This window comes from Ignatzschineria rhizosphaerae, from assembly GCF_022655595.1.
GTDB classification, from domain to species: Bacteria; Pseudomonadota; Gammaproteobacteria; order Cardiobacteriales; family Wohlfahrtiimonadaceae; genus Ignatzschineria; species Ignatzschineria rhizosphaerae.
The window spans coordinates 2362755-2383303 of the sequence record NZ_CP093379.1; the positions used below are offsets into that span (position 1 = coordinate 2362755).

Consider the following 20549-nt stretch of genomic DNA (forward strand, 5'->3'; position numbering starts at 1 on the left):
TAAATATCTTATTTGTATTTTATTGAAAAACATTGTCTTATTTTTGGGTTTCTTTTGAAATCCTCAGGAAGCGTCAAACTAGATATATCTTTAATATCAAATAGTTCCACTAACTCCTGATCCATTTTAAAGCCCCTGAGATTCGTTGAGAACAACAATTCACCATCTCTCATTAAAAGCCGCATAGCATCTATGATTAATTGTGAATGATCTCGCTGAATATCTAAAACCCCTTCCATTTTCTTTGAATTAGAAAATGTTGGAGGATCCATAAAGATAAGTTCAAACTTATCCTCATCCCTTGCCAAGAGTGGTTTATTACGCATTTTATCAACGCGACCCTTTAACCACTCAAGAACATCAGCCTGAACAAGTTCATGACCTTTGAAATGACCATTTAGGGCGAGATTTTGATCTGCCCAGCTTAAATAGGTTCGTGATAAATCTACTGATAATGTTTCACTAGCGCCGCCATTTGCCGCATGAACAGAAGCACTACCTGTGTAACAAAATAGATTTAAAAAACGCTTACGTTTGGCATCACGTCCAATACGAAAACGGACATCTCGATGATCTAAAAAAAGCCCTGTATCGAGATAATCAGTCAAATTCACGAGAAGCTTTGCTGCCCCTTCATGAACTTCAAACATGACGCCATCTTGATCTGAATGGCGTTCATACTGCGCACGACCTCTTTGTCTTGCTCGTTGTTTAACATGGATATTAGAAGCTAAAATACCTTCAAATACATGTGGCACAATTTGGAGAACTTTCTCAAACCGTGCTTCGGCAACTTGCTTACTAATAGAAGAAGGTGCTTCATATTCATAAATCACCACTTGACCTTTATAAAGATCAATCGCCACATTAAATTCAGGAATATCTGCATCATAAACACGATATGCCTCAATATTTTGACGGCTTGCCCAGCGCGCTAGATGTTTATAGTTTTTAACAAGACGGTTCATAAATGCTTCACCACCATCTGTTAACAGCTCATCAAGTGCCATTCGCTGTTCGTTTTCATTCGCTTTCTCACGATCAACAAAAGATTCTTTTGTAATATTAAATTGCAGATAAATACAACCTAATGCACCATTCCAAAACTTATTGATCTTACGAGCACGAATTCCCATTACTCGACCAAAATCTGAGTCAGAAGTGATAACGCCTGCTTCAAAACCTTCATACTGACGTAGGAAATCCCCTAAATCCATATAAGTGTTAACAAGCTGTGACTTCTCACCTAAACGCTCACCATAAGGTGGGTTGGTTACAATGAGCCCCTGCGTCATCGATTCATCACAGATATATTCTTGAAAGCTCATGTGTTTAAAGACCATATTCTTTAACACTCGCGCTCTATCGGCATTAGATTTTGTAATCCCGATCATCATCGAGCTTCGCTCAATCCCAACTAATTGCCCTTGGTATTGGGCTTCGCCTTCAGCAGCTCTTCTTTTAGCTTCAAGATAACACTCATCCCACTCAGCTTTTTTAAAGAGTCTCCAGCGCATAAAGCCAAAATCATTACGATAAAGCCCCGGCGCAATATCACGCGCCATTAATGCCGCTTCAATTAAAATGGTGCCGGCGCCGCAAAGAGGATCAATAAAATGCTCATGGTTAGCGGCTTTTTCTGGCCAATTAGAACGATATAGAAGGGCTGCTGCTAAATTCTCTTTAATAGGTGCAGCACCTTGCTCACTTCTAAACCCACGTTTATGAAGTGGCTCTCCACTCATATCTAAATAGAGTGTGTAACGATTTTCAAAAATATGAACATAAAAGCGAACATCAGGATCATCCACATCCACATTAGGACGAGTACCCATTAATTCATTGAAATAATCAACAATAGCGTCTTTCACACGAAGGGCTGCAAAGTGTGTGTGAATATTGCCCGCGCGGCGTGCTGTCACTTTCGTTGAAAACGTATCCGTTTCACGTAAATGAGCGGACCAAGAAAAGAGCGATAGCTCGTTATAGAGTTGATCTAGCGAGGTATATTTCCCCTCTTTTAACTCTAAAAGTACGCGCGAACCACAGCGGACCCAAAGACAAGCATTATAGGCATCTTTGAATTCCCCACTAAAAGTGACACCTGTCCCCTCTTCTTTGGCATCGATCCCAATCGCATTTAGCTCATTTTTAACATAGGGTGCGAGACCTTGGGCACAGGTAACATAAAATTTCGACATAAAATCTCTCTAAAGAATTTTGTAATTACATTTTTTCTATTCGTAATTCCAAACGATTTCTTGTGTCATTCCACAAAACTATAAGTGTTGATTTTCTTAATAAGCTCGCAAGTATACTATAAAAAATAGCAAGCAACATATATTAACAATCGAAAGCCTTCGGTAAGAGAATATATATAATAAAATCAATTAAATAAAAATTGTAAATTTCTAATCATTCGCATTTTACATAAATATATCAAATATTATTTTTCACTTTCTATCAGCTAAAATCGCTATTCAAAAATGACTTTATTACTTGAAGTATTGATAATTATCTGCCTATATTAGAGGGAATCAAATTTCGTCGTCTAGATATAAAAATAACCCTTTAAAATAGAGGTATCTTATACTTATGACAAGTCATTTTTATAAAAAAATAGATAATTAACAATAAAAAGGATAGATATTATGAGCGCAGATTTAAGCAAAAAAATTCGTCATAAGGCATTTCTTGACAAGGTCGTCTCAGCAGAAGAGGCAGCATCTTGGATTGAAGATGGCATGACACTCGGTATGAGTGGATTTACCCTTTTCGGAGAGCCTAAAGTATTCCCAAGAGCGCTTGCAGAGCGTGGGAAAACAGAGAAGTTTAAAGTAAATCTCTTTACAGGTGCATCATTAGGTCCTGATGCTGACCAAGCAATGGCTGAAGCAGATATCATTAACCTTCGTGTTCCTTACCAAGGCAACCCTGTAATGCGTAAGAAAATTAACGCAGGTGAAATTAAGTATATTGACCAACACCTTTCTCACACAGCAGAAACGCTTCGCCAAGGTAACCTTGGTAAAGTTGATTATGCCATCATTGAAGCAGCGGCAATTACCGAAGATGGATTAGTCATTCCTACAGGGTCTGTTGGTAACTCACCAATCTTTGTTGAAAAAGCAGATCACGTTATTATTGAGCTTAATACCAGCACGCCTGAAAGCTATGAAGGTATCCACGATATCTACATGCCAAAAGATCAAGGTGATAATCGTGAAGCGATTCCTGTTTATGATGATTTAAGCAAGCGTATTGGAACAATCGGTATTAAAGTTGATCCGGCAAAAGTTCGTGGCGTTGTTTTATCTGACCGCCCAGACATTCCTTCACCACTTTTTGAACCAAACGACGAGACGCAAGCAATTGCAGATAACTTACTTAGTTTCCTTGGTAATGAAGTTGATTCAGGTCGCTTAGGCCCAAACCTAGCGCCACTTCAATCAGGAGTTGGATCTGTTGCTAATGCTGTATTAAGTGGAATGGCGAAATCAGATCGTTTTAAAAACCTCACGGTATCATCAGAAGTACTCCAAGATGGTATCTTTGATCTTATTGATGCCGGTGTTGTTGATTTTGCTGTTGCAACAGCATTCTCACTATCAAAAAAACGTGTGGATCAATTAGCATCTGACCTTGCAAAATATAAAGATAAAATTCTTTTCCGTCCGCAAGAGATCACCAACCACCCAGAAGTTGTACGTCGTCTTGGCGTTATCGCGTTTAACACCGCACTTGAAGTAGATATCTATGGAAACGTAAACTCTACACACGTTAGCGGAACCCACGTAATGAATGGTATTGGTGGCTCAGCTGACTTTGCCCGTAACGCGCGTATCACTATCTTCGTAACACAATCAACCGCTAAAGATGGCAACATCTCTGCAATCGTTCCTTTCGTAACACACGTTGACCATACTAACCATGAAGTTGATGTGATCGTTACAGAGCAAGGCTATGCCGATATCCGTGGTCTTTGCCCTGTTGATGCAGCTGAAAAAATCATCGAAAACTGTATGCACCCTAAATATAAAGCGCAAGCGCGTAAATATCTAGAAGATGCAAAAGCAAAACGTGGCGGTAACACACCACACTTATTAGATGAAGCTTTCTCATGGCATATCAACCTTGCGAACAAGGGCACAATGCTTTTAGACTAAGCATCGTTTCTATTGGCAAGTAACTTGCCAATAGTGAAGTATTGTCTCGTCCTAAAATACGTTGACAGGTTATAACACCCGATGAACTTCATCGGGTGTTTTGTAATTAAGTGATAAATGGGGTCTTTGCTTATTATAAATTTCTATGGCTTGATGAACCATTTTTTTTGCCATTTCAAGATTATGGGGCTTTATAAATAAATACTCATTCTTTAAAATTCCATTAACTCTCTCCGCTAAAGCATTTTGATAACAGTTACCACCTTTTGTCATTGAACATAATACTGCATGTTTCTCATGGATCTTCTGATGTTGATCAGAACAATATTGTATTCCTCTATCTGAATGATGGCGTAAAACACCTGTTCTTACTGATGCGGCGCGCGAAAACTCGCTATGCTAATTCATGATAAGTGGGTAAATATTCTGTTGCAAATAGAACAACACTGTTGAAATTATATCTCAACAGTGTTTTATTTTACTCTTTTGATTCTTCAGCTTCAGCACCGATCTCATCTTCAAGATTGTCTTCCTGAATCTCATCAAAACCTTCATCTACTAAAACTTCTTCAGCGATATCATTCGGATCTCGATTGAGCTCTTTCTGCTCTTGATAGAGTGCAAGCTGTTCAGCTGTTAACTCATCAATTCTTGCTAAATCGGTATCGTCAGGGATAGGGTTCATCTTGAGCATCATCAGCTCTTCATTCACTGCTTTGATGCGCTCAGAGACTTCAAACTTACGTTCGTCTTTCTCGAATTGTTCTTTCTCAAGCGCTTTCTCTTCTGTGAGTACCCATCCATCGTTATACGTGAATTGATGGAATTGGCTCGGCGGGTTCTTTAGAGACTCAATCTCTTTGCTTGATAGCTCTCTTGCATTCTTAGCAAGATCAAATGCTTTGACTTGGTTGGTATCTTTTTCAATAAAGTATCTTGTAATCATTTTCTAAATTCCTCGTAAACTAAGATCTTAGCCCCTCCCGTTGTCTCATATTTGTATTTTTCACCAGGAAGGACTGTCTTAGTGTATTTTTGCGTAGTGGAGTAGTTCATCGGAGATCCTGACATTAAATAATTAAGCTTCTCAGGTTTACCATTTACATAAAAAGTGAAACGTGATTCAAAGTTAATACCCGTAAGCTCAACGTTAATATCAATCTCAATCGGCATATCTGTTGTGTTTGTATACTCAACATCTTTAACACGATCTTTCGTTACATCAACACGTTTCCTCGTGTCTTGTTGCGCTCGCTTTGTAAGCTCGGCATCAAGTAAAAAGGGAGTAACAGCTTGCGTCTTTGACTTGCTCATAACAGTTGCAAGCTCGTTAGTAGTGACCGCTTCTAATGAGCCAGAAGATCTTAGAAAGCCCTTTGCTGAAGAGGTTGCACTACTAGTATCGTATTGAAGTATCCAATCTGAATAGACTTTATTTCGAGAATAACGAATATATGTTTTTTGTGCCGCATTACAAAAAAACATCTGAGAGTGATACCCGCCGCCCCAACCTAGTACAATGAGAGAGTCACCACTCGCAGCACCTGGGGGTCTATTTAATACATTAGCGGCAACACGATAAAGCCCACCGATTGTAACTTTATCTAAATCATCAGCAACCCCATCGATACCGATGTGCATTCCACTGCCTCCAATACCATAATCACCTTTAGATAAAAAATCTTTACTGCCGACTTTATTCCAGGTCACATCACTCGGGTTATTTAAGTTGTAATAGCGGATGTAAACTTCGCTAGGTGATATGATCATCTGAATTAATGTTGCTGTACCGTAACGGAAAACATCAACCACAACACTCTCAGCAAGACCTGCAGGATATCCATTTGCGACCGTTATATAGCTTCTTGATGCTACTGAAAAACGGCCTTCGGCATTTGCGTTATTGATGTGTTCATCACGCAAATAGCGATTGAACGGAAGCATCTTACTATCAGCTAATTGCTTCGCTTCATAAGCTTCCTGTTTAGCCTGATTTGCTTTGTCATTGGCATTATTCGCAGCAGTCATTGCATCTTTTGCGAGTTTGTTAACGACGTTTACTATGCGCTGTGATGCTGCATCTTTCTTTGAGTCGCCTAAGCTATCAAGTACTTTGGGGAGGTTAGTTATATCAGTCCCAATCTTATCGAGAGCTTTCTTCAGCGCAACACCGATCTGATTGTCAGAAAGCTTATCGGGCGTGATACCTAAAGCCTCAGCCATACCTAAAACTTCGCCTTGGATCATATTAAACCAGTCAGCCTGTGGAATGGTTGGATCTGTTCCAATTTTGTCAGTAAACCAGAGAACAGCTTTACTGAATATATTCGCTTTTTGGGGTTTAACTCGAACCCCCGTATCGTTATCTACATGATAAGCCATCTGCTAGCTCTCCTTTTTCTCATAGTGATAGATAAACTCCATATGAGCGGGTTTATATTTGTTTAAAATACACTCAACAATGCTTGGCTGGCCGATGACGAGAGGATCATTCACACGGTCTTGCACGTTGAAATAACGGTAAGGACTATCTGAAGAGATGCGGATATAGACTTCCGCTCGTGACTTGTACTCATCTGAATAAAGCGGATAGTTGCAAGGCCTCATGCAATGATGCGGATGTCTTGTAACTATCTCGATGTCATAACCAAAAGCGCCTTTAATCCAGTCTTCATAGAATTTGTAATTGAGCGATCCTTTGAGATGCCACTTGTACCCAGCCGCCTTTTGGCGTTCTGCTAATGTCTGCCCAGTCTGTCCACATTCAGGAAGAGCAAGAAGCTCCTCCCATTCGGGGAGCATCACGTTTGCCCAAGCTGGGTTAGTCTCATTAATTGCCTGATTTGCTTCAGCATCGATCTGCGCAAATGTGCTGCCAATTCCTGCGAATAGTTTGCTGAAAGTTCCTGTTAGCTTCTTACTCCAAGCCAAGCCGTTCGGCAGCAACTTCAGCCCTGCATCTTGATAATCTTTTTCACTCATCGCCATTCGATCTTTCCTAACACTAAGAGCTCAAATTCACCAGCCACAATCTCATCGGCGGTAGGCGATATTAAGCGGTGATCATACTCTCCAGCGGAGTTACTAATCGCCTGTGATAAGTGGGTTCTCGGCAATGATTTACTTGGTGCCGCATCTGCATTAATTGCTTTCTCCAAGCTATCCCTGACGTTTTCACGAAGTAAAAGAGTGTCAGGAATCAGTTTAATAATGAGATTAATCGGCTTAAGCTTAAGCGGAATGTAGATGACTTCTGCACCAGCAGGACTGCCAGTCCAACCGTTTGTGATAGGGTGCTTGTGCTTATCTAAGTATCCAGTAACAGAGGCCACATCAATTGAGGTTGGTAAGATCTCATTACGATCGTCGTAAACCCAAGCAACGCCGACTGTGTTGCCACCTCTTACACGAGGAAAGCACCACGCCCTTGAGACACCTGAGTTTTCACGCATCCAGCGCACATAATCAAACTCATTGCCTCCCATCGGAGGGTATTGACAGAAGAAGATATAACGCTCTCTAAACTGAGCCATTGATTCAATATCACTACCACCACTAATATCAATTACTTCAGCCACGTTCTGCACGTATAAAATAGGCTTGATGAAGCTTAAAAACTCACCTTTTTTTACGTTTTGATTAACACCAGCATTTACAGACTCAACACTTACGATGATCTCATTAATGCCTTTTGCATCTTCAGTAACGATATAGAGCGTGCCATCCGTTCGTTGTAATTCTGTGCCTTTGGGGATCACGACACTCTTTTCAGAGAAGACCTTAACGCTACCTTTTGCAATGGTTGCTGACTTTCTGAAAACACCGCACTCTTTTGCATGAGCAATAAAGAGTTCATCTTCAGATAAGTGCGGTACGCATTGATAATAAATCCATTCTAAAAAGTGATAGAGCCCAGCCGCTAAAGCAGCAATCGCATAAGCAATCGCACCAAGCACAGATCTCTTCAGGAATGACTTAGAACCACCAAGATTGCTCTGTATATTCGCATGTGTGCGAGCAATAAGTTCTGATAGCTTTGGCGCTTTATATGCCATTAAACGCCTCCTTCAATAATGAATTTGAGTTCTCGCTGCGGACTTCCGTCACTTGGCGAGAGTTTAATGTTTAAGTGCAGCATGTCTTTAACGTTTGAATTTGTAGTGCTTTCACGTGTTGCTTTTGCAACAAGAGAATCAATCAGATTCTCGTCAATCATCCAGTTTAGCGCTTGATATGCAAAGTCTTCAGCATCATCAGCAACAGACTGTAATGACTTTGATCGAGCGAGAGTCCAAAGCTTAGATCCCCACGGTTCATCCGAGAAACTATCTCCCCACCAACCTCTGTTTTGCTGATCTTTCTCAAGCTCATCATCAGCGATAGCACGATCAGTAAAGAGCGAGATAATGACAGCATTTGTTAAGCTGTTATCACTCAAGAGATCAAACTCTTCTTCATTGACGGTGATATCACCAGCACCATTCACCCAGATAATCGCAATATCGGTCATGATTCACCCTTATTAGGCTTCTCAGTTTTGCCATCAGAAGTATCGTGGTCATGATCGGATAGAGAAACGTTCTCAGACTTCACTTTGCCAGTGGCATCCATTGACCCATCAAGCTCAAAATCCCCTTTGATCTTCACTTTCCCTGCTTCTGGCTGTTGTCCACCGGTACCAATTCCACCCGCTACCATGAGATTACCTGTCATGCTCGTAAGAGGGGCATCGACTGTCACGACTTCAGATTGAATCGTTGCGCTTGTAGTCGCATTGATCTCTGCTGTTTGTGTTGTAACAGTGACCGACTCTTCTGCATTAGCAATCAGAGTGGTGCAGTCAGCTTCAATCACACCATTCGCTTTTAAGATGACGTGATGACCTTCAGAGTGATAAATAGCAACTTCTCCTGGCATAACTCTTAACCGAGTTTTATCGTCATTAACAGCGATAATCACTGGCTGATTGCCTTTACCACCAATGTTCATGAGGTAAACACCGCCTTCAGTTGGCATTGATGTAAATCCGTAGTTTTGAATGCGTTCAACACCTTCGACAACTTCATCTGCAAATAACTCAACCTGTGCAACTTGTGTGTCTGTTGCATCGTTCAGTATTGCTAATCGTCCTTGTCTAATCAGTGTTCTGAGATTTTCTCTACGCATAAAAAAAGCCCTATAAAATAGGACTTCATTATTTCAAATAGCGCATGTTTTCTTGATTATAACGTTTTAAAGCTTATATCAATTAGAGCCAGCCGGGCTTTCCTGATCCACTGCTTTTGCTTGGGCTTTGCACTCCATACATTTTAGAGCCAAATCCCTCTGGTGGGGAAAGCGTCATCTCAGTCACATAACCATCATCGTGGTTTAAGAGAAGTGTGACAGAAGTCAGTAGCCAATCTTCAGCAATGATAATCGGCGATGCGTTAACATTCAATCTTTTATTGATATCCCATAGGCCCAAAAGATGCTTCCAAGATTGCACTCTCGTTGTAATGACTTTGCCAAGAGAGATTGATCTGTCACGCTCAAACTCAGCAAGCTCTTTCGTATTCTCACCACTTGCAACATCATCCGTCATGAGCATTGTAGGGCGGTAGCGATTGATCTCTTCGTCTTTTATCGTGGTGCGAATGTTGCCTTTCTTTACGACGGTCTCTTTACCGCCAAGCCAGTCATCACGGTAGCTTTGATTGTCTCCCACGCAGATATAATCGCTGAAGCGATCCGTCCAATCATTAACGACTGAGAGCGATAAGATCTCTTTTCCAAGATTGATTGTTCCGATGTTTTCGGTGCCAGCATCTGTAAATACAACATTCCCTTCAGGGTTTGTTGTAAGGATTAAGTTGCACTCATTTGCGATCATCATCAGCACATCAAAGCAGGTATCCATCGGCTCAATCTTCCATGTGATCTGCTTTGGTGTCTTTTCAGACTCCCATTTGACATCGATGCCGAATGGCTTACAAACCTCTTCAGCAACAGCATGCGCAGAACGATCTTTGATCTGACTGTATCCAGCTGAGCAATCAACAAGGTCAGCCGTCTTTGAGCGGATCTCAACACGCAAGTCCCATTGGTCAGCTTCAACAGAGTATTCCGTGCGATCGATGTAGCCTGTCAAAACTAACTCATCATCAATCTTCACTTCGCATGCTTCACCATTCTTAATGATAACGCCGTCATCTTCAGTAAAGGCACATTGAAGCGAGGTGTAGTGCGCAATCATCTCAAGATCCAGAAAGATCTCTACGCCTTTCCAACCCGTATAAATGCTGCCGCCCACATAAAGCTCAACCTTTGGTTTCTTCGCTATGCTAGTCATCCAACACCTCATATTCTTCATTGGCCATCACAAAAAGCGGATTGCGAATATTGTTGCGCTTTGAGAACTCACGCCATCTTTGCGAGTCTTGCTTGAACTGAAAGAGATGCACAAGAGCTGGCGCTGTCATCTTTGTTGAGAGCTTCAGCGTTCCAATGAGCTGCTCGCTTTTTGCTTCGAGATCCTGGATAAACTTCAATCTGGTATCAAAGATGCTGATATAGTCCCATCCGTTGTCTGAAAGCTTCAGCATCAATTGATCAAGTTCTTCAGCAGTACTTTCTAAAACATCAAGCGCATCTGACTTTGTCACGATCGGGGACTTAATAATCGGCATATCAAGCTGATCAATATCGCCATCCTTAGTCTCAATCGGATTCTCATATGATCCAAGTGCCGGCACTTTTGGAACTGTCTTTGGCTTAACCGTCTCAAGTTCTTCTTTCAATGAGTTAGATAACGAAACGAGTTGGCCACAAAAGCAAATCGACTCAACAAGCAAGTTCAACATGATGCGATTATTCTCGCTCTTCACGTTAAAGTTCTCTGATCCTGCTGAAGCAATTGTGACCTCTTTGCCGCCGATGATCACCGTATCCCATTTCGTTTTAAAGCCTGTTGATTCCTCCAATCGATTACGAACGCCACCATAAATGACATAAGCATCACTTGGGGCTGTCTCATCACGAATTGAGAGGATTGATTTCGTGAGATCACTTGCAAGCTCACGGGGGCTATTCACAAGCGTTGTTGATCGCTCTTTGATTGAATTGAGTTGATTCGTTAAGTTAAACGAACGTCCGCCACCCATCAAGCTATCGACTGCATACTGCACACGATCAACCATTGATTCAACGAGCTCAACCGCATCAAAGACGTTATCAACGACACTCCAATACTTTTCAAACGAGTCGATCATCTCATCAATCGTGCCGTTCACAGACTCAAGGATTCCGATTAAGGTGTTGAGGCCACTAATCGGACTGACACTTTTTTCTTGTTTAATCAGTGTTAAAGAGAAGTATGAAAGGCGTTGTTTCTCAGGCTCAATCCCTCCACGATAGCTCTCCACAATATAGCGGCCACGTGGGAAGTATGGATGCACCAATTCTCCTTCACGGCTTTTCTTGAGCGCTGTTTGAAAGCGTTCAAACTGACGTTCATAATCATCACCGAGGAAGTGCATATGCACATCATAGCGGTTAATTTCAGCGCCCATATCATCGAGCGAATACTCATCACGATATGGGAAGTTATGCTCAACTAAGCGACTACCACCGCTAACCGACTGCTCTTTAACAAGATAGAACTTAAAGCCTTTAAAGCGACCAATACCGTCATATCTGCTCATCGTGTACCTCCACCTGTGTAGCCAAGCTTAGATTTAATCGTGCTCTCCGTCTTAGTTTCTTGGCGCTCAACTCTCGCTTCAAGTCCTTCAGCAGCTTTCACCTCAACCGTGATCCTAGAATCGACATTTACTTGACCTTGAACTTCCTCTTCAGACTTCATAAAAAAGGCAGCGTTATCTTGAATGATCTTGGTAAGCTCGTCACTTGTTGAGTGCTTTAAGTCGAGTTTCGGCTCATACCATGCAAGTTGATCTTGATAAGCCTTGGTAACATCTTTAGCGCCGTATTGATCTGTTAGCAGACCTTTAGCAATGATCTCTTTCATATCCTCAAATGAAAAGGAATCAAGGTTACGCATAAAGCCCATATATCCTTGTTCGTCCATCCATTTGTTGATTGTATCATCGCCATATTCTTTACGAAGTTCATCAGATCCTTCTTTATCCTGGCTAACTCTATCAAGCACAAATTGAAGGTTGGCCAACACACTAAAAGCACCGGCATGTTTATTCATGTTAGATGCGCCAAAGCTCCCCGTACCGCTATCACGAGCTTCAGCCATATTAGTGACAAACACCTTTTGAACTTCAGCAGCGTTACCAAAAACAGTTTTAGCAGCATCAACAGCACCAGCAGTAAACTGCAACCCTTTATAAGCGGCATAAGCACCACCTACCCATTTAGTGATCTCTTTAGCAACATTCAAGAACTCTTGCACATCTTCAGCACTCAACTCTGAAATAGCACGAGAAATATCATCAATCGTTCCTGCAAGATTCATATCTGCAAAGCGCTCTAAAACGCTAATTAACTTCTGCATTGATTCAGCAAAGTTTCGTGATCGATCAAGAGCTATTGCATCCGCATCAACACGCTCGCTTTCCCTCACTTCTGTAAATCTATCTCCATTCTTAGATAGGCTCATAACAGCACTTGCGCCGCCTTCACTTAGCTTGCCTTTCAGTGTGCCTTTTTGGTCGTACCAAAGACCTTTCAACATTTGACCTTGCTTTGTATCGCTTGAGATAATATCAATGATTGGACGTAAGCTTTTTAATACAAGTTGGTCATCTTGTTTTTCAAAGATATCTATTCCAACACGGTCTTTTAAAAAAGCACGTTGAGAGGTTAAGTCCCCAACTAAAGACTTAAAGTTACCAACAGCATCATCAATATTCTGCGTATCATTACTCTGCATTTGTAGAAAGGTCATGATGTCATAAATTGCATTTTGATCTTTTGGGCCACTCCAATCTTGCATGACTTCATAAACACCGGCAAGAAGCTCTCTACCAGAGAATCGACCATTTTCATTTTGCCCAATACTAGCAGCACGATCCAAGACAGCACGAGGATTTGAGATATTGGCTTCTTGCATCATCCAGTCAAAATTCACAGCTTCATAAGCTGGCATTCCAAGCCCCTGCATAGCAATCGCACCATCACGGGCTTTCTCTCCTAACTCCTCATAAGTCTTAACGCCTCTTGCAACCTCATCAATATATTGCGAAAAGGCCTGTTTACTAATACCGTACTGCATCTGAATATCAAAGAGAAGAAGCTTGTATCGCTCCAATTCATCTGACGAGATCCCTGTTGTTCTTTGAAGCTCTCTTAATGCATCATTAAACTCCCACGTCCGTTTAAATGCTTGAAAGCCACCATATGTTGCCGCAAGGTTTTTTGCATACCCCATCATTTGCTTACGACCTTCATCAAAGGTTTTATTTAAGCCTTTTTGTTGAGAGTTGACTCGCAATGTATTGCGGATCATCTCTCTTGCCATCGCACCAACGCTACGAGATGCAGAGCGAGTTCCCGTCTTAACTTGTTTATCATCAAAACCAACGACAACGGTTGTTTTCATTTCATTATTCGCCATACAACTACCTATTTTGATACATGAGATTGAGGACAAAAAAAGCGCTATAACAGCGCTTTTAAATATTCACTTTGTAAAACCAGTTCACTTCGCGTGAGAGAGTAGCCATCACGCCCACCTTTGGAAGAGATCATTGCAGCAATCCCTTCAAAGGCAGAGCGTTCACGCATTACGGCTTTCCCAGCTTCTTTGCTTCTTCTAAGCGTTTACTTAGAAGCGCATCTTGTAAACCTGAGAACTCTTCATGCTTCGCATAAAGAAGCTGTAAATCTCGGCTACTTAGCATCCCCATTGTGCGTATACTAAGCCCGTCGATTTGACCAATACTCACGACAGAAAGGCGAATCAACTCACGAGACAACTTGGCAGGACTTACAATTAATTCCCAACCATCAGCTGTTCTTGTTGGTTGCTCTGATTGGTCTTCCGCTCTGAAGATCTCTGCTGCTGAAAGATCTCTTAAAGTAACTGTTTTTTGACGCTCAGCATTTTCACCTTCACCGAGAGCCAGACCATCATAAAAATCAAAAGTAAAGTTACTCATTATCCAATTTTCCTTGCTTCCTGCGCTTTAAACTCTAGAGTAATCCCTGTTCCGTTAAACGTTACTGGCGTTGTATTCCATGCGTTTTGCATCAAATAGATCTGCCCAGTATCAAGTTCAACCTCAATCGTGACATCCGTTTGATCATTGATATCTTCAAAATCTGTTTCATGATTAGCAGGAACAACGACTGACACTGAAGCTCCGACAGCAGTCTCAGTAAAGCCATAGAGTATTTTTCCTGTTACATCATCACGCTGCTTACCAGAATGGGTAAATGTGCCGCCTTCAAGCGTCGGATACTCCTTACCATTACTGCGAATTACCATATGCTTGGCATAATGTCTGGGATTTTGATTCTTAGGCATTTTCACTACCTCCTATAAAACAAATTGTGTTGTTTCAGCATAGACCATGAATTGATTCACAAGGTCTGGCTGGCTTAAAACATCGATACGATTGCGGTCATTCTCATTACGCTCAACAATGAGACTTTCAGCAAAGGCATCAACATTCTCAAAAAGACCTTGCCACTCAAGCTCTCCGTAAAGTGCAATGAGCTCAGCCTTGATTGTTTTCGGTTTAACAACCGCTTGCCCTGGGGAGATGTTTGCATCATCATCCGCAAGCTTGTGGCGTGGGTATTTGAGCATGATTCTAGTGCGCACCGCATAACGATAATATGAAAGCGTATGAGGAGTCATGATGTCGAGATAAGACGGATCATTCGCCCCAAAACTATTTGTGCGATACATCGTAATTGCTCGCTCTAGCTGAACCTCATTGCCATTACTGATCGTGGTCGTACTGATTCCATCATGAAGAAGCAAGTTGCGTTCATTACGCTCAAAGCCATCAATGGTCTTTGGAGCAACAACGGATTTCAATACTAAAGTTTGAAGAGGTCGAGCAGGATCTATCGCAATATATTTAGATGCAACAGCACCATAGGCCGCCGCAATCTGATAGCTTGGTGTTGGTGATCCGTAAATACCAAGACACGAGATCACATGGTCATTTCGCTTTAAACCAAACGCTGATAGCTCACCAAAGGTTCCTGATTTTGCAACATACGCCATTCCGTCAATTTGTTGCATTGGACCCCAACGAAGCATCAACTCATCACGTAGTGCATCAAGGCTTACCGTATCAGTGAAAGGCATGATGATATGTTGATACCAGTCTTGCCCAAGAGCAATAATCGCATCAGATACATCAGGACTACCAGAGCCTTTAGACATTGCCGTGATTTTAAATTCAATTCCTTGCGGCATTGGTTCGCCGTGGTAATTCACAAGAAGCGTTGTTTCATTGCCTGTCTCACCTTTCCAGCGAGCAGTTAATTCGACCTTATTCGTGACGACTTCAGCAGTAACTGGTAACAATGCACCATTGATTGCCGATGCGGTTAACTCATGCATTTTTGCAGAAGGCGCACCACGAGGGATGACGATTTGAACACGAGTGCCGGCAACATAAAGTGCAACGGTTCCGCCATGTGTTGCGCTGCCAATAATCTCAATAGAACCTTTGGCAGCAGTTCCTACTTCTTTGAGAGGAAGTGCATAAACGTTTCCTTCCTTATTGTTGTCAAAGAAGGTCTGAGCCATAAAGTGACCCATTGAACCATAGCCAAAAGCTTCAATTGCTGAGTTAGGATTATGAATACGAGTAACTTCACCTTCAGGCGCTTTACCATTTTCATTGCTAAGCCCAATCATTAACACCTTATGAAGTGGTGCAGGCGTACCGCTGATTGCCCCTGTATTATCAATCTCGATAAAAGCAAGAGGCGTGCGGATATTATTCGGAATATTATTGTGTGAGATAGCCATTACTCATCTCCTTTTGCTGTTGATTTAGGCGGCTTTGCTTCTACAACGTCACCTTGCTTTAATCGTTTAAGCCAAAAGCCATTTTTGTACTTAAATTCACCCTCACTTGAGAGAACTTCCTTAGTCTCTGGATCACGAACTGAGCGACCCTCAACTGCTTTAATAAAAAACTGATTCATTGCTATCTCCTACATAGGTTCATTAGGTTTTGCGAGTGTTTCGATAAGGGTTACATCACCACCAACTACCTTTTCGTAATATGTTAAGAAGTTGTCCATATCGCTCAAATCGTCATAGACTGGATACATTGATTGCTCGAACGTGATTCCGTAAAGAGTGAAGCCACTCCCTTTTTCGACGGTATGCCATAAGTTGTCACTTTTGATGTGTTGCAACGGTGCCCCAATAGGACCATTCTCATTTTTCAATTTTTGGTTATGCAACTTCTTCTCAATAAACTCAATGATATGAGATGCTAATTCTCGCTCCCATTCAGTTTGCGCTCCGCTAGTTGTTCGCATAAAGAGTAGGATTGACCATGTATGCACCTTTTCATTTGCAACACTTACACGATTACCAAGCCATGTCACAAAAAGCGCCGGTGGATTTTGCACTTTTGACTGGATATCAGTATTTGTCCAAACGCCATCGAAAGCAGAAACGCTACTTACGACCTTGTGAAACTCTTTATCTAAGAACGCCACAAGTGCTTTTTGCATGATTGTGACATCTGAGTCCTTAAGAATTACGTTCGACATTAGACAAATCCTTTGGAGTCTTTACGCCCCCATACTGTGCCGCCAGAGGTCATTACAGCACCCCCATCATTTAGCTCAGCCATTTCATCATTCTCATCAAGACCTAATGTTGCATCACCGTTTTTGACTGCTTCGAGTCGCTCAATAGAGCGCTCATAGTCCATAATTGCGGCTTTTGTTCTATCCCCTCGCTCCATGTAATATCTTGCGATATGTGAGCAAATCTGCACGAGCTGAGGACTTACCGCCGTTAAAGGCAACTTGTAGCGAGCACCAATATATTCATCAATCTCACTACTAGCTTGCTCAAGAGCGAGATTAACGGCTTTTTCATTAATCTCGCCACGATCCTCATTTGAACGAGCTGAAATACCTACTAGATCATTGTGAGGATAGCGATCTAAAAGATCCTTGAGCGTTGCATAGGGGCTACTCATTTGACTGATCCAACGCTGCAATCTGAATAAAGTCGTCAGCAATCAGCGCATCAAAGGTCTTTTTATCAACCTCATACTTGCTATATTGAACACCGAAACTCAAGCCTGCACGCATGCGAGTAACAACCCCTTTGTTTGGAGCAACACGAGCACGAATAGGCATCAGCTTAAGATCATTATTCCATTCAATTTTTGGTGATACTGGGACAGGGATGATATTCCCATCCTTATCTACATCACTATACTGTGATTTAGAAGATGCAATTACTTGCTCTAAATCGGCTTTTTCGCTCAATAAGGTTTCATTTAAAACTATTTGCCCTGAAAGCTGTTTTTGAAGACTTTCTTTTTCAGCCTCAAGCTTAGCAACTCTCTCAACAGAGAACCCTTTGGCTTCCAATAACTCATCAAGAGAGGTTTCACCTTCTTTTAAGTCACCGTTTTCTTGGCGTATTTGGACTTTGATCATTTGCCCTGGAACATAAAAAACACCATTACCAAGCTCTAACTCATCATCACTATTCGTTTCATTGCCTTGCGCCACTTCCGACGCTCCTTTCGGATCATTAGTTTTCGCATAGATCAGCTCCGACAGCTCAGTTTTGTTTGCTCTTGCTTTATATTCAATGCCAAGCTCATCAGCTTTGGCTTTGAGCGCATCAGCGGATAATTCCATTAATTCTTCAAATGTCATTATTTGGATTCCTCTTCTAGAGAAGCGCTCTCACTGCAAGAGCGCTTGATAGTGGATTAAAGGTAATCGTAGACCATGAGTTCCAAGCGACCTTTAAGCTCATTACTTGATGCGGAATCTAATTCACGCTCAAGCAAACGTCTCGCCTCTTTCTCTCGATCTGGTGAAACAACAAGGATCGTTGGTTTAATACCAAGTCTCTTACCACCATCCCCCTGAACCTGACGCATCTTCTGAATGACATCCCAAAGGTTTTCAGCGTTTAGCTCAGCCTTACTCATATGCGCCATCTGCCAGAAACCAACCCCCACATTACAACGCACACGTGTACCGTAACGGAACTGATCGAACGTAAAGACATTCTCATCATCAACCTTATCCATCGCAGTCATTTCAAGCGCATCACGCTCTTGATAGATTATTGGTTTGAGGGAACGTGAGCAGTCAAGAACAAACCACGGAGAGCCATTCCCTTCGGTAATATTACTGACCATCTTTGCAGTACCGGTTCCATCATGGTTTTCGTACACTGGATGTTCGGCATCAAAGAAGTTTTGACCGTCATAGCATGGTGTTTTATCACCAGCGGCTAGCAATGCTCCAACTAATTGATCTGGGAATGAAGCTCCTTCACGCCCCATCTCTTCAAATAGAGGGGCATAAATCCCTACGTTGTCATCGTCGATATCAACACGATCAACTCCGATCGTACTTTCATATTTTTTGTTGACGATGTTGTAGCCAGAGTTTGAGATATCTTGTATAACACGAGCGCCAATCCATTCACGCATTGCTGGCCATTTACCGAGCCATCCGTATGTTGTGCTTGATGTGTTAGATTTCGTGACGGTCGTGATCTTCAGATATTGAGACTCCGCATTACCAACACCTGTTTGGAATGATTTATCAAAGCCTACATTTAACGCTTTAATTAGCGCATGACTAATTGCTGCCATATTTTATGCTCCTTCTTGTTCAATTAAGATTTTGAGATACTCGGCTTCATCAATACCGAGCATGCGAGCTGCTTCTTTTTGCTCTTCAGTCAGCTCACTTATCACAGCATCAACAGCAGCCTCAATGATTTGCGATTCATCAGAAAGACCAGCGATAGCAACACGAGAGTCAATAGTGGCTTTTAATACCGCAAGCCCATGCACCTTGGCGATATCTTTGAGATTCCCAACTTCTGACTTCATAACTTTTCCAGTTTTACGACCTTCTGCGATAAGGGCATCAACTTGGCTTTCACTGGTTGTTTTTGAGAGCGCTGCGATTTTCGCTTTTGCTTCTTCAAACGCTTCTCTTGGCACATACTTAACGGGATCAACCTGTTTTGCTTTAAGGTCGGCGATCGTCTCTTCAGAACTTGCTTCTTTAGCTATTAGGGAATTGATCTTTTCAACCGCTTGCTCGGATACTTCGGCAATGTTTTCCTCAGTTGCCTCTAAGCCAAGGGCACCAAGGATCTTCAACAAATACTCATTCATAGAGTTATCTCCTGTTGTGGATTGGGAATTAAGTGAGAGCGCAGCGAATTTACTAAGTGCTGCTAGATTAGTGAGGCCTTTGAGTTCCGTGAGGGCAGGATCGTTTGTAAGTGCAACATTTAAGAAATTAAGTGGCTCGCCAGTTTTAAGGTCATAAGTGAAAAGCGCACTTAATCCTGCGAGTTCGCCATCGTCTACATGAGACTTTGCTTTCTTCGTCCAACGTGGCTTTACCCACAATCCGTCTTCCCACTTGATGTCATCACCATAAATCCAACCGCTTGCGATTGTTGGCTCAACTGGCTTCCCTTTTTCAGCGTTGGTCAGTGCGTGCAGATAAGCGTGTTCGTAATCAACCATCACTTTTCCTTTCGCCTTAACCTGATTGATTAAGCGTTCAGCGATCTCTTTATTAAGAAACCAGCCTTTCTCTAAACCTTTCTCAGATGGTCTGCCGTCTTTCGCACGAAAGTGACCAGAAGGTAGAACCTGACGCCAACCATCTTCTTGAGCAAGTGTTGAATGAAGAAATGCAATGCCGAATTTTTGAGATGACATAAAAAAAGCCCTGTAGTGAATACAGAGCTATTTTTGCGTGTTAGGTACGGGAAGGTGGATTATAACGTTTTAAAGTTCAAATATATCAGCTATGATATTTATTTCTTACAACAAGGACTTAGCGATGATATATGATCAAGACTTTTCTAAAATGATAGTTACCTCGATGGTAAATTCGCCAAAATGCATTTTTACAATGTACGAAATTGCCAGTTTTTTCAATGGCTCAATGGATAAAAATGGTTTATACCTAAATATTCAAGATCCTAACTTTATAGGCACATTATATTTCCACACTCAAATTCTAATAGATAAGCATATTTTAAAACCTGCAATTCGACAATGGGACAACCTTCATTCCGCAGGATTTTCTTTTGAAGAGGATGGCAATAAGATAGCGATAGGATATCAAAGTGGAGAGTATTTTAGAATATCATCGAAAGCTCTTGAGGATAACTCCCTCTAAAAATCTTTATAAAGCATAAAAAATCGCATTTAAGCA

22 protein-coding genes and 1 pseudogene are annotated in these 20549 nt (G+C 41.7%); 2 read left to right on the forward strand and 21 right to left on the reverse strand.

Features of this window, described 5'->3' with window-relative positions; genetic code table 11:
- Nucleotides 1-8: 8 nt before the first annotated feature.
- The gene (gene rlmKL, locus MMG00_RS10575) at nt 9-2201 is read right to left on the reverse strand and encodes a bifunctional 23S rRNA (guanine(2069)-N(7))-methyltransferase RlmK/23S rRNA (guanine(2445)-N(2))-methyltransferase RlmL (RefSeq protein ID WP_242148114.1); all 2193 of its coding nucleotides are present in this window, start codon (nt 2199-2201) and stop codon (nt 9-11) included.
- Between the two features lie 450 nt (nt 2202-2651).
- On the opposite strand from rlmKL, the gene scpC reads away from it, so the two are divergent.
- Complete coding sequence (gene scpC, locus MMG00_RS10580) at nt 2652-4166, forward strand: succinyl-CoA:acetate CoA-transferase ScpC (RefSeq protein ID WP_242148116.1); 1515 nt, start codon at nt 2652-2654, stop codon at nt 4164-4166.
- A gap of 69 nt (nt 4167-4235) precedes the next feature.
- Here scpC and MMG00_RS10585 read toward each other — a convergent pair.
- From MMG00_RS10585 to MMG00_RS10675, 20 genes and pseudogenes are all read right to left on the reverse strand, one after another.
- Nucleotides 4236-4523 (reverse strand): annotated as a pseudogene (locus MMG00_RS10585) (integrase core domain-containing protein); the annotation flags it as partial.
- A gap of 121 nt (nt 4524-4644) precedes the next feature.
- Entirely contained in the window at nt 4645-5112 is a 468-nt protein-coding gene (locus MMG00_RS10590; protein WP_242148118.1) for a hypothetical protein, read from the reverse strand.
- Nucleotides 5109-6548 carry a pyocin knob domain-containing protein gene (locus MMG00_RS10595; protein ID WP_242148120.1) on the reverse strand — a complete coding sequence of 480 codons (1440 nt, stop codon included), beginning with the start codon at nt 6546-6548 and terminating at the stop codon, nt 5109-5111. The genes MMG00_RS10590 and MMG00_RS10595 overlap by 4 nt, the downstream gene beginning before the upstream one ends.
- Before the next feature lie 3 nt (nt 6549-6551).
- Nucleotides 6552-7148 carry a YmfQ family protein gene (locus tag MMG00_RS10600; RefSeq protein ID WP_242148122.1) on the reverse strand — a complete coding sequence of 199 codons (597 nt, stop codon included), beginning with the start codon at nt 7146-7148 and terminating at the stop codon, nt 6552-6554.
- Nucleotides 7145-8221 (reverse strand): baseplate J/gp47 family protein, encoded by a 1077-nt coding sequence (locus tag MMG00_RS10605; RefSeq protein WP_242148124.1) that lies wholly within the window; start codon nt 8219-8221, stop codon nt 7145-7147. Before MMG00_RS10605 ends, MMG00_RS10600 begins: the two co-directional genes overlap by 4 nt.
- Complete coding sequence (locus MMG00_RS10610; protein WP_242148126.1) at nt 8221-8676, reverse strand: phage GP46 family protein; 456 nt, start codon at nt 8674-8676, stop codon at nt 8221-8223. Before MMG00_RS10610 ends, MMG00_RS10605 begins: the two co-directional genes overlap by 1 nt.
- Nucleotides 8673-9332, reverse strand: a complete 660-nt coding sequence (locus MMG00_RS10615; protein WP_242148128.1) for a phage baseplate assembly protein V — start codon at nt 9330-9332, stop codon at nt 8673-8675. The genes MMG00_RS10610 and MMG00_RS10615 overlap by 4 nt, the downstream gene beginning before the upstream one ends.
- A gap of 82 nt (nt 9333-9414) precedes the next feature.
- Nucleotides 9415-10497 carry a phage baseplate assembly protein gene (locus MMG00_RS10620; protein WP_242148130.1) on the reverse strand — a complete coding sequence of 361 codons (1083 nt, stop codon included), beginning with the start codon at nt 10495-10497 and terminating at the stop codon, nt 9415-9417.
- Nucleotides 10490-11848 (reverse strand): DNA circularization N-terminal domain-containing protein, encoded by a 1359-nt coding sequence (locus MMG00_RS10625; protein WP_242148132.1) that lies wholly within the window; start codon nt 11846-11848, stop codon nt 10490-10492. The genes MMG00_RS10620 and MMG00_RS10625 overlap by 8 nt, the downstream gene beginning before the upstream one ends.
- Nucleotides 11845-13731 (reverse strand): hypothetical protein, encoded by a 1887-nt coding sequence (locus MMG00_RS10630; RefSeq protein ID WP_242148134.1) that lies wholly within the window; start codon nt 13729-13731, stop codon nt 11845-11847. The genes MMG00_RS10625 and MMG00_RS10630 overlap by 4 nt, the downstream gene beginning before the upstream one ends.
- A 44-nt stretch (nt 13732-13775) precedes the next feature.
- Nucleotides 13776-13901, reverse strand: a complete 126-nt coding sequence (locus MMG00_RS14160) for a hypothetical protein (protein WP_255836794.1) — start codon at nt 13899-13901, stop codon at nt 13776-13778.
- Nucleotides 13901-14275 carry a phage tail assembly protein gene (locus MMG00_RS10635; protein ID WP_242148136.1) on the reverse strand — a complete coding sequence of 125 codons (375 nt, stop codon included), beginning with the start codon at nt 14273-14275 and terminating at the stop codon, nt 13901-13903. Before MMG00_RS10635 ends, MMG00_RS14160 begins: the two co-directional genes overlap by 1 nt.
- Nucleotides 14275-14643, reverse strand: a complete 369-nt coding sequence (locus MMG00_RS10640) for a phage tail tube protein (protein ID WP_242148138.1) — start codon at nt 14641-14643, stop codon at nt 14275-14277. Before MMG00_RS10640 ends, MMG00_RS10635 begins: the two co-directional genes overlap by 1 nt.
- Before the next feature lie 12 nt (nt 14644-14655).
- The gene (locus tag MMG00_RS10645) at nt 14656-16110 is read right to left on the reverse strand and encodes a phage tail sheath subtilisin-like domain-containing protein (RefSeq protein WP_242148140.1); all 1455 of its coding nucleotides are present in this window, start codon (nt 16108-16110) and stop codon (nt 14656-14658) included.
- Nucleotides 16110-16289, reverse strand: coding sequence for a DUF2635 domain-containing protein (locus MMG00_RS10650; RefSeq protein WP_242148142.1), 180 nt, complete (start codon nt 16287-16289; stop codon nt 16110-16112). The genes MMG00_RS10645 and MMG00_RS10650 overlap by 1 nt, the downstream gene beginning before the upstream one ends.
- 9 nt (nt 16290-16298) lie before the next feature.
- A complete protein-coding gene (locus MMG00_RS10655) occupies nt 16299-16868 on the reverse strand; it encodes a hypothetical protein (RefSeq protein ID WP_242148144.1) in 570 nt (189 codons plus the stop codon).
- Nucleotides 16868-17305, reverse strand: coding sequence for a gp436 family protein (locus MMG00_RS10660; protein WP_242148145.1), 438 nt, complete (start codon nt 17303-17305; stop codon nt 16868-16870). Before MMG00_RS10660 ends, MMG00_RS10655 begins: the two co-directional genes overlap by 1 nt.
- Nucleotides 17298-17999 carry a hypothetical protein gene (locus MMG00_RS10665; protein ID WP_242148147.1) on the reverse strand — a complete coding sequence of 234 codons (702 nt, stop codon included), beginning with the start codon at nt 17997-17999 and terminating at the stop codon, nt 17298-17300. Before MMG00_RS10665 ends, MMG00_RS10660 begins: the two co-directional genes overlap by 8 nt.
- A gap of 56 nt (nt 18000-18055) precedes the next feature.
- Entirely contained in the window at nt 18056-18955 is a 900-nt protein-coding gene (locus MMG00_RS10670; protein WP_242148149.1) for a Mu-like prophage major head subunit gpT family protein, read from the reverse strand.
- Between the two features lie 3 nt (nt 18956-18958).
- On the reverse strand, nt 18959-20047 hold the full coding sequence (locus tag MMG00_RS10675; protein WP_242148151.1) for a phage protease: 1089 nt from the start codon (nt 20045-20047) through the stop codon (nt 18959-18961).
- A 124-nt stretch (nt 20048-20171) separates the two neighbouring features.
- On the opposite strand from MMG00_RS10675, the gene MMG00_RS10680 reads away from it, so the two are divergent.
- On the forward strand, nt 20172-20513 hold the full coding sequence (locus MMG00_RS10680) for a hypothetical protein (RefSeq protein WP_242148153.1): 342 nt from the start codon (nt 20172-20174) through the stop codon (nt 20511-20513).
- Nucleotides 20514-20549: the final 36 nt, after the last annotated feature.

Coding starts and splice junctions, on each gene's coding strand:
- rlmKL (WP_242148114.1), bottom strand. CDS start 2,201: ATGTCGAAATTTTATGTTACCTGTGCCCAAGGTCTCGCACCCTATGTT.
- scpC (WP_242148116.1), top strand. CDS start 2,652: ATGAGCGCAGATTTAAGCAAAAAAATTCGTCATAAGGCATTTCTTGAC.
- MMG00_RS10590 (WP_242148118.1), bottom strand. CDS start 5,112: ATGATTACAAGATACTTTATTGAAAAAGATACCAACCAAGTCAAAGCA.
- MMG00_RS10595 (WP_242148120.1), bottom strand. CDS start 6,548: ATGGCTTATCATGTAGATAACGATACGGGGGTTCGAGTTAAACCCCAA.
- MMG00_RS10600 (WP_242148122.1), bottom strand. CDS start 7,148: ATGAGTGAAAAAGATTATCAAGATGCAGGGCTGAAGTTGCTGCCGAAC.
- MMG00_RS10605 (WP_242148124.1), bottom strand. CDS start 8,221: ATGGCATATAAAGCGCCAAAGCTATCAGAACTTATTGCTCGCACACAT.
- MMG00_RS10610 (WP_242148126.1), bottom strand. CDS start 8,676: ATGACCGATATTGCGATTATCTGGGTGAATGGTGCTGGTGATATCACC.
- MMG00_RS10615 (WP_242148128.1), bottom strand. CDS start 9,332: ATGCGTAGAGAAAATCTCAGAACACTGATTAGACAAGGACGATTAGCA.
- MMG00_RS10620 (WP_242148130.1), bottom strand. CDS start 10,497: ATGACTAGCATAGCGAAGAAACCAAAGGTTGAGCTTTATGTGGGCGGC.
- MMG00_RS10625 (WP_242148132.1), bottom strand. CDS start 11,848: ATGAGCAGATATGACGGTATTGGTCGCTTTAAAGGCTTTAAGTTCTAT.
- MMG00_RS10630 (WP_242148134.1), bottom strand. CDS start 13,731: ATGGCGAATAATGAAATGAAAACAACCGTTGTCGTTGGTTTTGATGAT.
- MMG00_RS14160 (WP_255836794.1), bottom strand. CDS start 13,901: ATGCGTGAACGCTCTGCCTTTGAAGGGATTGCTGCAATGATCTCTTCC.
- MMG00_RS10635 (WP_242148136.1), bottom strand. CDS start 14,275: ATGAGTAACTTTACTTTTGATTTTTATGATGGTCTGGCTCTCGGTGAA.
- MMG00_RS10640 (WP_242148138.1), bottom strand. CDS start 14,643: ATGCCTAAGAATCAAAATCCCAGACATTATGCCAAGCATATGGTAATT.
- MMG00_RS10645 (WP_242148140.1), bottom strand. CDS start 16,110: ATGGCTATCTCACACAATAATATTCCGAATAATATCCGCACGCCTCTT.
- MMG00_RS10650 (WP_242148142.1), bottom strand. CDS start 16,289: ATGAATCAGTTTTTTATTAAAGCAGTTGAGGGTCGCTCAGTTCGTGAT.
- MMG00_RS10655 (WP_242148144.1), bottom strand. CDS start 16,868: ATGTCGAACGTAATTCTTAAGGACTCAGATGTCACAATCATGCAAAAA.
- MMG00_RS10660 (WP_242148145.1), bottom strand. CDS start 17,305: ATGAGTAGCCCCTATGCAACGCTCAAGGATCTTTTAGATCGCTATCCT.
- MMG00_RS10665 (WP_242148147.1), bottom strand. CDS start 17,999: ATGACATTTGAAGAATTAATGGAATTATCCGCTGATGCGCTCAAAGCC.
- MMG00_RS10670 (WP_242148149.1), bottom strand. CDS start 18,955: ATGGCAGCAATTAGTCATGCGCTAATTAAAGCGTTAAATGTAGGCTTT.
- MMG00_RS10675 (WP_242148151.1), bottom strand. CDS start 20,047: ATGTCATCTCAAAAATTCGGCATTGCATTTCTTCATTCAACACTTGCT.
- MMG00_RS10680 (WP_242148153.1), top strand. CDS start 20,172: ATGATATATGATCAAGACTTTTCTAAAATGATAGTTACCTCGATGGTA.